Annotated in this window: 8 protein-coding genes; 2 read left to right on the top strand and 6 right to left on the bottom strand. The window is 69.1% G+C overall.

All coding sequences use genetic code 11. The features are described 5' to 3' along the window. Positions 1-2 precede the first annotated feature (2 nt). The 5 genes from C1I93_RS02865 to drmD are packed head-to-tail and all read right to left on the bottom strand — an operon-like array spanning position 3 to position 9,058. Complete coding sequence (locus tag C1I93_RS02865; protein WP_111241628.1) at positions 3-1,022, bottom strand: ImmA/IrrE family metallo-endopeptidase; 1,020 nt, start codon at positions 1,020-1,022, stop codon at positions 3-5. After that, on the bottom strand, positions 1,022-1,402 hold the full coding sequence (locus C1I93_RS31115) for a hypothetical protein (RefSeq protein WP_146603413.1): 381 nt from the start codon (positions 1,400-1,402) through the stop codon (positions 1,022-1,024). The genes C1I93_RS02865 and C1I93_RS31115 overlap by 1 nt, the downstream gene beginning before the upstream one ends. Then, complete coding sequence (locus C1I93_RS33030; protein WP_111241627.1) at positions 1,395-1,724, bottom strand: colicin E3/pyocin S6 family cytotoxin; 330 nt, start codon at positions 1,722-1,724, stop codon at positions 1,395-1,397. The genes C1I93_RS31115 and C1I93_RS33030 overlap by 8 nt, the downstream gene beginning before the upstream one ends. 39 nt (positions 1,725-1,763) lie before the next feature. Further along, the gene (locus C1I93_RS02855; RefSeq protein WP_111241626.1) at positions 1,764-5,882 is read right to left on the bottom strand and encodes an Eco57I restriction-modification methylase domain-containing protein; all 4,119 of its coding nucleotides are present in this window, start codon (positions 5,880-5,882) and stop codon (positions 1,764-1,766) included. Continuing rightward, a complete protein-coding gene (gene drmD / locus C1I93_RS02850; protein ID WP_181444987.1) occupies positions 5,882-9,058 on the bottom strand; it encodes a DISARM system SNF2-like helicase DrmD in 3,177 nt (1,058 codons plus the stop codon). The genes C1I93_RS02855 and drmD overlap by 1 nt, the downstream gene beginning before the upstream one ends. A 252-nt stretch (positions 9,059-9,310) precedes the next feature. On the opposite strand from drmD, the gene C1I93_RS02845 reads away from it, so the two are divergent. Then, a complete protein-coding gene (locus C1I93_RS02845) occupies positions 9,311-9,691 on the top strand; it encodes a hypothetical protein (RefSeq protein ID WP_111241625.1) in 381 nt (126 codons plus the stop codon). Then, a complete protein-coding gene (locus C1I93_RS02840; RefSeq protein WP_111241624.1) occupies positions 9,691-13,299 on the top strand; it encodes a caspase, EACC1-associated type in 3,609 nt (1,202 codons plus the stop codon). Before C1I93_RS02845 ends, C1I93_RS02840 begins: the two co-directional genes overlap by 1 nt. Here C1I93_RS02840 and C1I93_RS02835 read toward each other — a convergent pair. Beyond that, the gene (locus C1I93_RS02835; protein WP_111241623.1) at positions 13,293-15,377 is read right to left on the bottom strand and encodes a helicase-associated domain-containing protein; all 2,085 of its coding nucleotides are present in this window, start codon (positions 15,375-15,377) and stop codon (positions 13,293-13,295) included. The two genes, C1I93_RS02840 and C1I93_RS02835, sit on opposite strands and share 7 nt — an antisense overlap. Between the last annotated feature and the right edge of the window lie 81 nt (positions 15,378-15,458).

The following is a 15,458-nucleotide window of genomic DNA, read 5'->3' as shown; positions in this document are numbered from 1 at the left end:
ACTCAGAGGATGCCTCGCCTGACGGCCCACTCCTCCACCTTGCGCCTCAGATAGAGGTCGAAGTCAGGGTGTTTCACGACCTCATCGAACTCCGGCTTGCTGTCGAACTTGTGACGGAGTAGCGCAAGCGCCTGCTCAGGCCGCTGTGCCCGTTCTGCGGAGAGACTACCGCCGACCACTCCGTTTATGCGGAGGAGTAGCTTTTGCTGGAGCCCCGGGTCGCTTTCGTGTGAGGCTATCGCCGAACGAAGCAGCTCGGTCGCCGATTGCGAACCCGGCGCAGGCTTGAATGCTGCAAAATCCGTGAACCGGAACCACTCGACGCGCCGACCACCGACATAAGCCGCACCCGAATCCACCGATGATTCACCCAGGGCCCCAGTGCGAAGCTGGTTGAAGGCTGCCGGCACCACGGTGCCTGACGAGGTGTAGAGACGTCGTTCCGCCTGCACCTGGAAGGTGAACAGGAAGCCAGGCTGCAGGAGGCTTCGCAGCCGCATGAATGCGGCGTCCGCAGAGACGCCTGTGCGGTCCAGACCATCGAGGATGAGCGCCATGTCGGTGCTGTTGATCAGGGGCAGTATGTGGCGGTCGGGGATGAGCAGATAGCTGGCAAAGCGTGTCGCCTCGCGCTCTTGGCCATCAGCGTCGTACGAGAGGCTGGAAATCTCCTCGGCCGGCCCGACAGTCACCTCGCTCGTGATGGCCTGGCAGCCCACTGTCCCGTAGTGCCAACCCATCTTGATGTGACCGTACTCGTGGGCGAGGGTAAGCATTTCCCGGCGTGGAGGTAGCCCGCTACGCACAAACACCTGCGGCCGGGGCAGGTGCAGATCGTGGACCAGTGCGTCGCAACCGGCAAACGGCCAGCCCTCAAAGTAGAGATCCGCACATTCCTGCACGAGCGCCTTTATATCAACCGGCGGATCCAGGTCGTATCGCTCAACGATGGCCGAGGCGAGCGACCTTGCAGGCTCGTCAGGGCTTCGGATAGACCAAAGTCCGAGTTCAGTTTCTTTCATTATCGGTCTGCGATTTTCCCGATTCGCCCTCGTGACTTCAGCCAGGCGAGCACCCGCTCCGCATCAGTCTTGTTGCTCGACCGTGCAGCCGCGCCTAGCGCGCGGTCCGCATAAAGGATTTCCCTCACGGGTTTTCTCGCCCGATGCGCCGCCACGATGAACCGAAGAGATTCAGGACGCTCACCCCAGAGGCGATATTCTTCCCAGGTCATGCCCAAGAACTCGTGAAGCTCCATAGAGGAATCTGGGGATCCCATCGGCGCATCATGCCATCGATCGATGTAGTCGTCGATCCGGTCGAGAGTCGTCTCGCCCCGCAGCACGTCACCGACGAAGGTAGGTCGATCGTCTGATCGCTTTCTCTGGTGAAGCTTAAACATCGATCTTCCTTCCTCTAACCGCAGGCTTGATGAACTCTCCAGTGTATACGTCTGCGACGCCAATGTGGCGGCCACGGGAATTGAAAACCTCTAACTCACAGTGTTGGCCATCGTAGGTGTATATGCGTCCGGCCCCATCTCGCCACCGACGAACTCCGTTGCGCGCTCCCAAATGCTCTAGATCATCTACGATGCAGGGTCTGGGCAGGGGTGTGTACGTCAAGTCAGTATGGCTCCGATGCAACCGCAGTGGTAGGGACACGCGCTGGCGAACCCCAAACTTTAGCGATATGAAACCTTCGTTACATACTGACACGGTCATCCTGATTGGCGAAGCTTGTCGGACATCCGACACCATTGCTCAGAATAGGGCATCAGGGAGGGGGAATAGGCCGCCGTCAAGGGCCGGCCCGATCGATGGCGGCTCGCCTGCTGGGGCGTCTGCTGATCGGCGCGGTGGAACGACCTTCGCTGGCTTTCGTGACTTGCGTCGGGTGGCAGCCTGTTGAGGCTGCTCTTCCTCGTGACGCTTGTGGTTGAGTTCGAGCAGCAGGTCCAGCACGTCGACCTGGGCGCTCGGGTCGATGGTGAACCGGGTGCCCTGCCGGGTCCGGTGGAACCCGTGCCCAAGCGTGAGGTCGAAGCCGTACGCCTCGGCCACCGCCTCGTCGATCTCGACGTGGATGTCCCGCAGCCGTTGGACCTCGGCGCTTGTCTCCTGCTCGTCGTGGACCAGGTTGTAGAGCTTCGTCAGCCCCAAATCCCGCCCCAACATCACCGACCGCCGATACGAGTCCAACTCCGCCCCGACCCGCCCCATCCGCTCCGTCGCCTCCGGCTGCGGAAACGTCTCGAATCCATCCGACGGCGTGTAGCGGGGGTCAGACCGCAGGCTCGACTCGCCCTTCGTCGTCCACCACGAGAAGTGAAAGTTGCTGGAAAGCAAGGCGAGGTCTTCTGCCCGGTCGGTAGCGAACACGACCGTTGCCTCGCTAATCACCTGCCCGGTTGACACGAACACCGGTAGGCCGGTTTTGCTGACCCGTGCGATGACAAGCACGCGGTCGAGTCCGTCGATTGCCGAGTACAATGCTGGGGCCCGCTCCGCGAATTTCCACCACCTTTCTCGTCGCGCTACCCGATTATTGGTAGCCCGAAAGGGTTGGACTTCTCGTTCGACGATGGCGAAGCAGTCGGGGTATTGCTGGGCTCGTTCGAGCGGCCAGTTTTGGAAGTTGATGACCCAGCGGCGGGCGGAGCAGTCGGGGCGACCGTTGAGGTCCTCCCCGTTAAGGTAGGGAAAGAGCACCTCCTCGTTGCGCGGGTCCTTGGCGATCAGCGCCTGCGCCGGCTCCGGATCCAGCAAAAAGCCGGTGCCCAAAATGTAGGAGCCGATGAACGACAGGCCGGCGTTGGCGGCGAGGCGGTGCGGGTTGCCGGTGACCCGGGAGCGGGCGTCCAGCGACGGGGTGATTCCCGCAACCTGCTGTCCGTCGAGGACCGGTTTCTCGTTGGCGGCGGCGTGGCCGACCCAGAGCAGGGAGACCTCCAGCGAGGCGGTGCCCGGCCAGGGCTGAGACTTGTTCGCCCGGTAGACCGTCCAGCCCAGGTCCACGACCTGGTCGAGGCCGACCTCCCGGGTGTCGCCCTGGGCGATCGTGTTGGTGGCGATGATGCCCACCCGCCCCTTGCCGGTGACGCTGAGGTTGCGCAGCAGGAAGTAGGAGCACAGGTCGGCGCTCCCCCGCTTGCCCCGGCCGATCCGCTCGACCAGATATTCGCGTACGTCCGGTCCGATCGCCCCGGTCAGGCGCTGGCCGCCGACGAAGGGTGGGTTGCCGATGACGGCGTCGAAGCCGGTGCGGTTGACCACCTCGGGGAACTCCAGCGGCCAGTGCAGGGGTCGGATCGGGTCCGGACGGGAGCCGCGCAGCCAGCCGGCGACGGTGATCGTGATCCCCTCCTCCAGCTCGGCGTCGTGCGGTCCGTCGAGCAGGCGGAACACGTCGTCGCTGACGCTGAGCAGGCGGCCGTCGTACTTCATCTCCGGCTCGTCGGTGCCGTCTTCCGGGTCCCACGGGCGGCGCTGGGGGCGGACGGCGGTGGAGAGCGCCGCGCCGACCACCGCGTCGGCGGCCAGCCGTACGCCCCGGCCCAGGTGCTCGACCTCGGCGAGCTTGCTGGCCTTGTCGGCGGCGTCCCGGGTGTCCTCGACCACCGTCGCGCTGATCGACTCACGCAGCGTGGTCATCTCGTCGACCGTCCGGTGTAGCCGGCCGACCAGGTCGCCGAAGAAGCGGCTGTGTTGGTATCGCCCCGCCTCCGGGTCCAGGTGGAAGGCGGTGAGCTGGTCGAGATTGGTGATGCCGACCAGCGAGTCGCCGCAGCGCAGCGCGTGGTCGAGGAAGCCGAACGGCTTGCCCTTGGCGAGGGTGACCAGCCAGAGCGACAGCTTGGCCAGCTCCACCGCCATGTCGTCGCGGTCCACTCCGTACAGGCAGCGGGCGGCGACCAGGCGGCGGGCCGCGAGCAGCAGATCCTCCTGGTCCGGGTTGCCGTTCGCCAACTCCGACAGCTCGGCGGGGAGCCCGTCGCGGTGCCAGGCCCGCACCAGCACCTCGGCGAGGTAGCGGCAGGCCGCCACCAGGAACGCCCCGGAGCCCATCGCCGGGTCGAGCACCTTCAACGTCAACAGCTCGTCGGCGGTCTTGGCCCGCCACACTCCCTCGTCGGTGACGCCCTGCGCGGGGCCGTGGGCGAAGCAGAGCGGGGCGAGGGTGTGCCGGACGACTTCCTCGGCAAGCTCCCGAGGCGTGTAGTGGGTGCCGGTGTTCCGCCGGTCGCCGAACTGGGTGAACAGCACCGAGCCGGCGGGGAAGACCGTGGGCAGGTCACGTAGGTCGGTGCGGAGCAACCCCCAGTACGGGCGTACCCGATCGGTCAGGTCGGCGTCGTTGTCGCAGGCCGCGTGCAGCGCGGCGAGCTGGTGCGGCGCGGGCATCCTGGCTCGCGCCTTCTCCACCTGCCGGACGGTGAGGTCGCAGCGGGCGACCAGCCAGACCCGCAGCTCCGCCTCACCCCGGCCAGCTGCCGCCTCCAGCTCGGCCAGCGGCAGCTCGGGCTCGCGCCTGCCAAGCAGCCCGACGTACGGCTCCTGCACTCGGGCGCAGGAGAACTCCAGCAGGCCCTCGTAGACGTGGCCGAGCTGCTCCACGCCGAGGCTGGAGTAGCTGAGCTGCTCGGAGGCCCGGCCCCGGTGCCGCAGCACCAGCAGGGCATCGAGCATCTCGTGCACCACCCGGTCGGTGACCGCCGCGTCGACCAGCCAACCGAACCTCTGCGGGTCGAACAGCGACCCGCCGTGGGCGGGGATCCGCAGGTCGGGGTGCTCGCAGCCGCCGTGCACCGCGGCGAAGAGGGCGAGCAGTCGGGGCCAGGCGGCCGTACGCCGATCGCCGACCTCCTCGCCGTGCAGGTCCCGGGCCGCACGGAGCTGATCGTGCAGGGTGGAGGCCGCGTACGCCTGCGCGTAGAGCGGGTCGGCCACCGGCAGCAGCCGCTGTTCTTCGGCGTACAGCAGGAAGACCAGACGCATCATCACGGTCAGCGAGCCCCGGTAGACCTCGCGGTCGCTGACCTTACCGAGCAGCAGGCCCTCGGACTCCCGGTCCAGCCGGGCCAGCTCGCCGACGAAGAGCTCCACCGCCCGACGCACCTGGTCGCCGAGAGTGGTGGTGATCTGGGTGAGCGCCTCCGCGCTGCGGACGAAGAGCCCGGCGAGACTTGTCGACGGACGGCCATCGACACCGGCCGGCGGCACGAGAACCCGGGACGCGGCGAGCAGGGTGGCGAAGGCGCGCAGCAACGCCGGCTCCTCCCACCAGAGGTCAGCGTCGAAGACGCCCACCCCGGTCGGCTCGCCTCGGCGGGCGTGCACCAGCGCCCAGTGCTGCCCGTTGGTCACCAGGGCCAGCGGTACGTCGTTGTCCCGGCACACCTGGGCGGCTTGTTCGATCGGAGCGGGCCGGTCGCCCCGGGCGGCGGTGAGCTTCGCGTCGAAGGGCAGGCGGTGCACGTGCAGCCGGGCCGCACTACCGCCGCCGGGTTGCGGACCGGAAAGCACCACGTCCGGCCGGAAGCCGCCGATGTCCGCAGCGGGGTCGGTTCGCGCGCTCGCCGGATGCCCCAGCAATTCGCCGAGGATCAGCTCGACCCAGGCCGGGCCGAGCAGGTCCGGGGCGTCCTGCACCTCGGCCCAGCCCCGACGGATCCGGTCCCGCACGTCGGTCGGCACGGTGTCCAGCCCGTGCGGCAGCGCCTCGACGAGCACCGGCACCGTCAGGAACGGCCCCTCCGGGCGCAGCAGACCGAGCCACTCGGCGTGCTGCTCGTCGACTTTCTGCGCCGGGGGTCCTGGCGCGCGGCGACTCGTGCCGACACGGCCGGAAGCGCCTCGGGTCTGGCGGGGGATGGTGGGCATCAGCGGGCACCTCGGGCCAGGGACGCGGGGACCAGGAAGGTGACGGCCGCCGGGAACCAGCGGGCCGTCGGGTCGGCGTAGCGGCGGCGCAGCGCGTCGCTCTCCCGTTCGCGTTGGGCCGGGATGTCGCGCAGCCGGGCGTGCAGCGCGTCCCGGTCGGCGTGCAACTGCTCGCGTTCGATGGTGAACAGGGTCGGCTGCTCCCAGTGCGGCTCGTCAGCGAGCTTGCTGCGGATCGAGGTCTCCAGCTCGGTCAGGACCGCGCCGATCGCGGTCACCTCCTCCTCGCAGCGGCGGGCGAGCAGCCCGTGCAAGCTGCGGGCGCGCTGGTCGGCGCGGGTGCCGAGGGCGCGCCCCAGCGGCCCGGTCAGCGTCGGCCACAGCTCGGTCAGGCTCTGCCGGACCTGCTCGGCGGGGACCTGGTCGGTCGCGGCGGCGAGCAGCGCCTCCAGGTCCTCCTGGCGGGCCCGGACGAGTTTGCCGCCCTCGATCAGGCCGCCGGCGGTGACGATCTCCTCGTGCAGCCGGGTGCCCTCCGCGCCGGTGAGCACCACCCGGCCGTGGGCGACCAGGGCCGGGGTGCGCAGCAGGTCACCGGGGACCACCCGGGCAGTGACCCGGCTGAGCTTCGCTCCGGCAGACCCGGCGTCGCCCCGGGCCTGTGCCCACAGCTCGGCCCGCAGCAGACGCAGGCACATCTGCACCAGCTGGTGCCCGAGGTGCAGCAGCACCACATCCGTTCGCCCCGCCGCCGCATCCGGATCGAAGGTGATCGGCCGCTCCCGACCGGTGACCGGATGCAGCAGCCCGTCGTTACGGGCGGTGGCCCACGCGCCGGGCAGCTCGGGCAACCGGAACCAGTCTCCGGACGCGCCCGCCGGAGTCGGCGCGTCGATCAGATCGCGGCGGTGGGCCAGCCGCAACCCGGTGCGGACCACCCGTTCCACTGTGGCCGGATTGAGGTTCAGCTCCGCCCGGCTGCCCTTCAGCGTCTCGGTGAGCCGGTGCAGGTCCCGGGCCAGGTCACGTTCCACCCGAAGCCGGGCGCGGCTCGCCCGGCGATCGATCTCGACGTCGGTGACCCGCCAGTCCGTCTGCTTGCCGGTCATCTTCTGCTCGACCTGCGCGGCGATCACCTCACCGGCGCTGCCCAGGTCGGTGCGGATCGCCTCGACCTTCTCCACCGCCAACCGGAGGAACGCCAGCTCGTCCTCCAGCGAACCGGTGGTGTAGTCGACCTGCTGCCAACCGGCCGGCACGAAGTGCAGCACCTCCACCCGGTCGGCGCGCTGACCGTGCCGGTCGATGCGGCCGTTGCGCTGCTCAAGTCGGTTGGGATTCCACGGAATCTCCCAGTGCAGCAGCCGGTGGCTGTGCCGTTGCAGGTTGATGCCCTCGCTGGCGGCGTCGGTGGCGAGCAGAATCCTGACGTCGTCGAGGTCGGGATGCTCGGTGAAGACGTTCTTGACGTGTTCGCGCTCGTCCGGATCCTGCCCGCCGTAGAGCAGAGCGATCCGCTCCGGTGGGTACCCGGCGCTCAGTAGGCGGTCGTGCAGCCAGCGTTGGGTGTCGCGGTACTCGGTGAAGATGATCACCCGTTCGGACTGCCACTCGCCGTCGGGCCGCACGATCGGGTCCAGCCAGCGGTGCAGCGCCGCCAGCTTCGCGTCCGGTCGGTCCTGCGCAGAGCGGGCCCAGGTGCGCAGCTCGCCGAGGAGCGCCCGCTCCTCGGCGGAGAGCGGGGCCGCGTAATGCCGGACAGCGGTCAAGGCGTCGGCCTCGGCGCTGCCGTAGGCGGCATCGTCCTCGGCCGTCTCGGCCAGCCGGTCGATCACGGGTTGCAGAACCTTCTCGCCGGCCAGCCGTTCCGCCCCGCCGGACGCCGCGTGATCCCGGGTGGTCATCGTCGCCAGATGCGTCTCCACCGTTTCGGCGAACGCCTTCGGCGACGAGAAGAGGCGACGCTTGAGCAGCGTGGTGACGAAGTCGGCGGCGATCTCCCCCGCCCGGCCGTCGGCGTTGGTCCGGCGACTCGCCGCGTACCGGCTGAGCAGGTCGTGGGCGTGCCGTTCGGCGGCCGAGTAGTCGACCTCCAGGTAGCTCAGATGTCGGGTCGGGAACCGAGGGCTGCCGTCCCATCTCGGCGGCAATTCGCTCTTGAGCCGCCGCACCATCACCCGGGCCAACTGCTCGTCGGTCGGTTTGACGCCCCGGGCAAACCGCTGGTCGTCCAGCAACTCCAGCAACGCGGTGAACGACTCGGTGAAACCGTTGTGCGGGGTGGCGGAGAGGAAGAGCCGGTGCTCGCAGTGCGGGGCGAGGGCGCGGATCGCCTTCGTACGCTGCGAATCCACCGCATACCGGCCCCGGCCGGACGGCGCGCAGGTGTGCACCTCGTCCACCACCAGCAGGTCGACGGCGCGCGGATAGCGCGGCGTTGCCGGCAGCACCTCGCGGAGCAGCCGCATCGGCCGGTCCCGCTTCAGCCAGTCCACGCTGACGATCAATCGTGGGTAGTGCGTCCACGGGTTGGTGTAGAGACCTCGGGTCCGGCGCAGCTCCCGGAGCAGAGCCGCGTCGACGATGCGGAAGTCGAGGCCGAACTTGTCGCGCATCTCGTCGCGCCACTGCCGGGTCAACCCGGCCGGACACACGATCATCATGGTGCGGGCCCGGTGCCGCAGCATCAGCTCCTGCATCACCAACCCGGCTTCGATGGTCTTGCCGAGGCCGACGTCGTCAGCGATCAGCAGATTCGTCCGCGGCATCGACAGCGCCCGGACCACCGGATCGAGTTGATAGTCCTCGATCTCGATGCCGGAGCGGAAGGGCGCCTGGAGGGCGGTGCGGTCGGCCGAGGCGATGGCACCCCAGCGCACGGCATCAAGGAATGCGTCCAACTGCCCGGGGTCATCGAACCCGTGCCGGGGGTCCGGCAGCGTGGCGCTGTCGTGCACCCGCCGGCCCGGCTCCAGTTCCCAGACCACCCGCAACTCCTCGTCGCGGGCATCGTCCTCAATGCTGACCAGGGTGGCCAGGTGCGGGGTCCGGCCGGTGAAGACATGCGGATCGCCGCTGGCCACCTCACTGCGGACCACATCGGCGACAACCCAGCGTCGGTTGCGTACCGTGACGAGCTGGCCCGGCACCGGAGGATTGTCGGTCGTCATGGTCATCCGACTCGAACCATCGGTGGACTCCTTCAGGCGCAGGGGCGTCGCCTCATTCATCGAACGTCACAGGTGGAGCAGGCGTCCGGACGGCAGGCGTGAAGGTTAGTACACGATTCCACATCGGAATAACCCATGCTCCATGTAGGACCAGAGATGCCTGATCAGTAGCGGACTTTCGATCAACAAGCTGACAGAAGCAGGTGCCGACGGCGCCCTTTCCGTAGATTGGTTCGCGCCGCACAGTCAGGAGGTTGGATGTCCCGCGTCCGCATCCGGATCGCCTTCACGCCGCTCGCCGATGATGACGAGTTCGTCCTCGGCGAGCTGACCGACGAGCTGGCGGATGACCTCCGCGAGGTCGGCGAGGTTTCTCGCGTCGAGCGAGCCAGCGTTGACAGGGATGCCAAGGGCGTCGCAGAGCTGGCGCTCGGCGTGGTCACCGTGTTGGCGGGCACCGAGCCCGGCTACGTGCAGGCGTTGGTTGACGTTGTCCTGGCCTTCCTGCAACGCCACACCGGCCGCCGGGTGCATCTGCGCGTCGGTGACATCGAGCTGACCATCGACCGGCCCACCCATGCACAGACCGACGAACTGATCAGAACGGTGCAGGCCGCGATCGAACGGGCCCGTCCCTGATGGGCCGGCACGCCCTGTTGCTCGGCACGGCCACCTGCCACGTCGACCAAACGCTCGCGCCCCTACCCTCGGTGCAGCAGGACGTTACGCAGCTCAAGGCACTGCTGGACAGCGCTGGCGAGTTCGACAGCGTACGTGCCGAACTCGACCTGCCGGCGGCGCACCTCCGTCAGGTCGTCGAGGAGTTCTACGGGGTACGACGCACCGGCGACCTGGCCCTGCTCTACTACTCGGGTCACGGGGTGCTGCACGGTGACGGTCAGTCGCTGTTCCTCGCGGCGACCGACACGGTCAGCGGGCAGTTGCACGCGACCGCCTTCGACACCGACGGCATGCTGCGTCATCTGCTCAACGACTCCAAGGCCAGCCAGAAGGTCGTCCTTCTCGATTGCTGTTTCTCCGGTGCGTTCACGGCCCGGCACCGGTTCCGGGGCGGTGTACGGGAAGAGCCACGCCGCCTCAAACGGCAGCGGGGCACCTTCATTTTGACCTCCAGCACACACCAGAAGGCGTCGAAGGCGCAGGGACCCGACCGCCCCTCGGTCTTCACCGAGGTGCTGCTTGACGGTCTGCGCGGTGCGGCCGAGGGGTCTTCCGACGATGGGTGGATCACCACCAATGACCTTTCCCGGTACGCCTCGACCGAGATGGCCCGGCGTCGCCAGCACACGCCGGTGGAGTCGAGCGAGGGCGTCACCGAGCCGATCCGGCTGGTGACTGCCCCGGGCTCCGTCGCTGCGGCACGGCAGGTCACGGTCGTCACGGCGAGCCCGGCGGACGAGGCGCCGTTCGATGCGGACCAGTGGCGTCGGCTGGTGACCTACTACATCAACTGCATGCAGCGGTCGACAGTGCTGCAGTCGTTCATCGACCCGCAGGCAAGCGGGACGTATGTCGCGGCACCACCGGGGGCCGAGGCCGTCTTCACCTCGGAAACGCCCGTCCAGCTCGGCGGTGGGGCGGCGAAACTCGCCGCGCGGGCGCGCGCCGACGGCCGGGAGATCCAGTACGGCTATCCCGTCGTCGCGGTTCGGCCGGCTCGGCAGAAGCCACTCCGGCTCGCGCCGCTGCTGGTCTGTGATGTCACCGTCGGCGCGGACGACGTCCTGCACGCCTCCTTTCCGCCCCGGCCCAGTGCCGCGCTCGTCGACCTGTTACAGCTCTCCGAAGTGGAGGCCGACGAACTGCGGCTCCGCGTCGAACAGGCATTCGCGCCCGGCGACCCTGCGTCCCTCACCGCCACCGTCGACGTGCTCGTGAAGACGTTCGGGTTGAGCCCGGTGACGGAGTTGGATCCGGCCAGGCTCGGCGGCACCATCCGGACGGGGCCGGTGAACGGGGTGCAGAACGCCGCGATCCTGTACGCCGTCGACGCCGCCGAGTCGCCGCAGCGGCAGCTCGTCGACGACCTACGAGGCATGATCAAAAACCCTCGGCTCATCGAGCGGACGGCGCTGGCTGCGCTGGCGGTCCGCCCGGACGAGGCAGTTGCGGCGAAGGTCACGACGGTGGCGATGAGCCCGACGAACGAGGCGCAGGAAGAGATCATCCAAGCGGCGATGTCACAGCCGTTGACTGTCGCCCAGGGGCCGCCGGGCACCGGTAAGAGTCAACTCGTCACGGCTCTGCTGGCCACCGCCACCGCCGCCGGCCAGAGCGTGCTGATCGGCTCCACCAGCAACCAGGCCGTGGACTCCGTGCTCGACCGGGTGACCGACCTGATCGGCCCGGGCCTGCTGCTGCGTACGGGCAACAAGGACCACCGTATGCAGGAACCGAAGCACCTCGCCGACCTCCTGGCGGCGTATCCACCGGCGGAACGGCCCACCACGCCGGAGGACCGGACACCCCTGCACGAGCTGCGACTCCTGGGTGAAGAGGCCGCTGGCCTCCGTACGGCCTTGGACAAGCGGCGGCAGCTCGAACGTGACCTCGCAGACCTGGCCGTTGAGCGTGAGGTCGACTCCGGCATCGGCGCGGCACCGCTGCCCACCGATGACACGGCGCTGGCGCGCCTCGTCCAGCTGACCGATCGAGCCCTCGCCAGCCGGTGGTTCGGCTGGTGGTACCGGTGGCGGCTGCGGTCGTATCAGGTCGTGGATCGGGATGCCGTCAAGGAGCTCGCCGAGCGGGCAGTGTTCGAACTGCGGTGGCGGCAGTGCCAGCGGAGCATCGCTGAACTGCCCGACGCCGAAGTCACCTGGCGGCGACTGGTCGACTTGACCGGCACCGAACGGCCCGCCCTCAGCATCGACGTACTGCGGTCCCAGATCGCCCGGCGGGTGGCTGCGGGAGCGCGCCTGCTCCAGGACCGAGCCGATGAGATGGCCAAGCCGCAGTCGGACAGTTGGGCCTATTTCCCGGAGTTGCTCCGAGTGCTGCCGGGCTGGGCAGTGACCGCGCTGTCCGCCCGGCGATTGAAGAGAAGCCCCGCGATGTACGACCTCGTGGTGATCGACGAAGCGGCACAGTGCACCATTCCCGCGATCCTGCCCATGCTCTACCGCGCCAAGCGTGCCCTGCTCATCGGCGACCCTCGTCAGCTCGCCCCCGTCGTGGACCTGCCGGAGAGCGACGACGTCGCCGAACGCGCCCGAGCGGAACTGGGTACGGGCTGGCTCACCAGCCGCCGGCTGACCTACACGGCCCACTCCGCGTACGACGCGTTCGCCACCGCCGCGGGCGCGGCACATCTCCTCGACGAGCACTACCGGTGCCACCCGGACATCGTGGACGTGCCGAACCGGGAGGTCTACCAGGGGCGGCTCGCCGTGCTGACAGATCCGAACCGGTTGGCCGCTGCGGCCGATCCAGCGGTGCGTTGGCGCGACGTGCCCGGACAGTTCAGCCGTGGCGCAACCGGATCCGGGCTCAACCAGATCGAGATCGACGCGGTCGTCGCCGAGGTGACGGGCCTGCGGGCCGCGTACCCCGATGTCTCGATCGGGGTGGTCACGCCGCTTGCCGCGCACCAGCGTCGCCTGGCCGCGGCCCTGCGCGATGCCGGCCTCACCGAGAATCTGCTCTGCGCGACGATCCACAAGTTTCAGGGCAGCGAACGAGACATCATGGTCGTCTCGCCGGTCGGGGCGCACGGCACTCCGGACCGAACCCGGGGCTGGCTGGTACACCAGACCAACCTGTGGAACGTCGCCATCACCCGGGCAAAATCTCAGCTCGTCGTGGTCGGTGATCGGTCGTGGTGGTCGGGCCAACGCGGCCTGCTGACCGCCTTGGCGTTGGTTCATGATGTCGCCGGCGCCCCACCGGATGCCGCGACAGCGCCAGCGGATCGATTGCACCTTGCCCTTCGGAGCACCGCCTTCACTGTGCGGCGCGACGTCGTGGTGGCCGGGCGGCCCGTCGATTTCGTGGTGGGGCACGGGGATGCCGAACTGGCCGTCGTCGTCGACGATCCAATGGGCGACCCCAACGGTCGGGGGCTCCGCCGGGTGCTCGCTCGACTCGATGTCACACGTGGTTCCACACCTGTCCGCCGGGTGCCCGCCTGGCGCTGCCTGTCCGAGCCGGCGCAGGTGGCGGCAGAGTTGGTTGACGACCTACGCCGGGCCGGGCCGGAGCAGAACGCATCAGTTTCCGATCAATGAGGACGGCCGTCGTGCAGTGCTCGCGCGAGATCGGCCGGGTTGCTCAGGCGCGGCAGCGGGATCAGGTCATCGCCGTCGGTCTCGGTGGGCGGTGCAGCGGCACGGCGGCCCGACGGTTCCTCGATCGCCGGGCGGCCGTCGATGCGCAGACCGGCCGGGGCGTGGCCGGCGGCGCGCAGGGCGGCCAGGGTCTCAGCCTGCGGTTGGGCGCTGGCAAGCACGGTCGGGGCGAGCCTGACCAGATGCAGGGCCTGCAACGAACGGGTGTGCAGCAGCTCGCTGAGCAAAGCTTCGTCGTCGCTGCACAGGCAGCAGCCGACCGGGCGCACCTGCACGCGGCCGTACCGGCGGGCCAGATCGCTGATCAGGTAGGTGAGCGTCTGCGGCACCCGGTTGCCGTCGGCCACCGCGGTGATCCGCGCCAGCAGATCCGCCGGGGTGTGTCCGGCGTCGAGCGCGCCACGGACGCTGGCCGGGGAGAACCGCCAGGTCCAGGCGCCGCTACGGGACTCCGGCGTGGCCACCCTGTCCAGCAACGCCAGCAGGTCGGCCGACGGGGTGCCGGTGACCACTGCGGTGAGGTCGTTCTGCAACAGGACCGTGTCGCGGGTGCGGGGCAGCATGGCCTGAGCCTGCCGGTGCGCCGCATCGCTGTCGCCTGTGAACATCGCACGGCAGAACCCGGTCGGTGCACCGTGTGCGAGCAGGCCGAGCTGGTGGGCCTCCCGCCAGATGCCGGTGACGTACCGGTACAGATCCTCCTCGGCCTGGCCGGTGAGGATCGGGCTCTGCCAGGCCAGCCGCTCGGTGAGCAGTTCGGGGTCGGTGGCGTGACCTTCGGGGACGATGCCGACGAGAGCACGCAACATCATGATGCGCAGACCCGTCAGAATCATCTCCTCCCCTTCGTCCCAGTAGAGAACGCGGGAGGAGACGGCAGTCGAGTCGGACGGCGCGAGCGGACACGCCGGCATCGTCAGCCAGTCATTCACGATCTCCAGTAACTGGTCGGCGGGTTCGGTGGCGGCGAACTCGTCGTAGCCCCTCGTGAGGATCAGGCCGGCCTCCGACGCCTCGGTGAGGCCACCGGCGGCGAGCAGTTCGACGGTGAGGCGGGTTCGATCCTCGTCCTGGCCGGACGACTTGACGATCCGCCGCAGCTCGCGTACGCCGAGACCGCCCGTCTTCAACAGCGGGACCGGACCGTCGCTCATGGTGCCGGCGATGGCGGTCAGCGCGGCGAGCGCCTCGGCGGCGGCGGCAGCGGCCTCCCGTTCGGTGTCCGCCGTGTCGACCGGGGTGGTCGGCACGGCTGGCGGCTGCGGATCGAAGGCGCCGACGGCACCCTCTCGCAGCGCGAGTGCGACCTCTCGGGGCATCTGCTCGACACCCCAGTCGGAGCGGACGACGAGACCCCGCTCGACAGCCCACGGCACCCCCACCCCGGGCGCACCGAACATCATCCCCGGCATGCCGTACGGCTGTGCGGGCTCGATGGCGAGCATGGTGAGCCGGCGGCGAACGTCGGCGGAAGCCGGTGCCACCAGCCGGCGTACGTTCTCCGGCACCGCCAGCCAGCCGGCCAGCGCAGCGATCAACTCGTCCTTGCTCCGGCCCGCCGCGGCGATCCCGTACGACTTTGCCAACCTGCGCAACTCGGTCATGTTCCTCGTGGCGAACAGTTCGGCGGCCCCGGGCCCGAGGTCCAGCGGGTGCGGCCACAACGGCTCCAGATGCGACGCCGCGAACCCGTCGTCGAGCGGCCAGATCAGCGCAAGCTCGGTGAGCCGGCGCAGCGCCGCCGCCAGATCCGCGTCGTCTTCCGGTGCGCCCACAAGCGTCGCCAGCCGCGCGCTGCTCCACCCGTCTCCCAACGCGCTGGCGGCCTCCCCCACCTGGAGCTGCGGCAGAGTGAGCAACGCACAGGCAGCCGCCATCGACGCGGGATGCAGCAGCCGGGCGGCGAGTTGCTCCGTGGTCTGCGGCGCAGGTTCCAGCGTCACGTCGCGACGGGTCGCGACCAGACTGGTGAGCTGTGCCTCGGTCAGGGTACGCAGGAAGACGGCGAGCGATTGCATCCTGCCAACCTACGACCCGGTCGACCCGTCGGGGCGCTGCCCGGCGGGTACGACTTCGACTTGGTGCAACTGCTGTCCGGA

The organism is Micromonospora endophytica (assembly GCF_003236305.1).
Classification (GTDB): Bacteria; Actinomycetota; Actinomycetes; order Mycobacteriales; family Micromonosporaceae; genus Micromonospora; species Micromonospora endophytica.
Note: the sequence above shows the minus strand (reverse complement) of the source record. Positions and strands in the feature narration are given on the sequence as shown.

Bases quoted from the DNA above. Each gene is read 5' to 3' on its own strand.
- C1I93_RS02865 (WP_111241628.1), bottom strand. From the start codon at position 1,022: ATGAAAGAAACTGAACTCGGACTTTGGTCTATCCGAAGCCCTGACGAG.
- C1I93_RS31115 (WP_146603413.1), bottom strand. From the start codon at position 1,402: ATGTTTAAGCTTCACCAGAGAAAGCGATCAGACGATCGACCTACCTTC.
- C1I93_RS33030 (WP_111241627.1), bottom strand. From the start codon at position 1,724: ATGACCGTGTCAGTATGTAACGAAGGTTTCATATCGCTAAAGTTTGGG.
- C1I93_RS02855 (WP_111241626.1), bottom strand. From the start codon at position 5,882: ATGCCCACCATCCCCCGCCAGACCCGAGGCGCTTCCGGCCGTGTCGGC.
- drmD (WP_181444987.1), bottom strand. From the start codon at position 9,058: ATGACCATGACGACCGACAATCCTCCGGTGCCGGGCCAGCTCGTCACG.
- C1I93_RS02845 (WP_111241625.1), top strand. From the start codon at position 9,311: ATGTCCCGCGTCCGCATCCGGATCGCCTTCACGCCGCTCGCCGATGAT.
- C1I93_RS02840 (WP_111241624.1), top strand. From the start codon at position 9,691: ATGGGCCGGCACGCCCTGTTGCTCGGCACGGCCACCTGCCACGTCGAC.
- C1I93_RS02835 (WP_111241623.1), bottom strand. From the start codon at position 15,377: ATGCAATCGCTCGCCGTCTTCCTGCGTACCCTGACCGAGGCACAGCTC.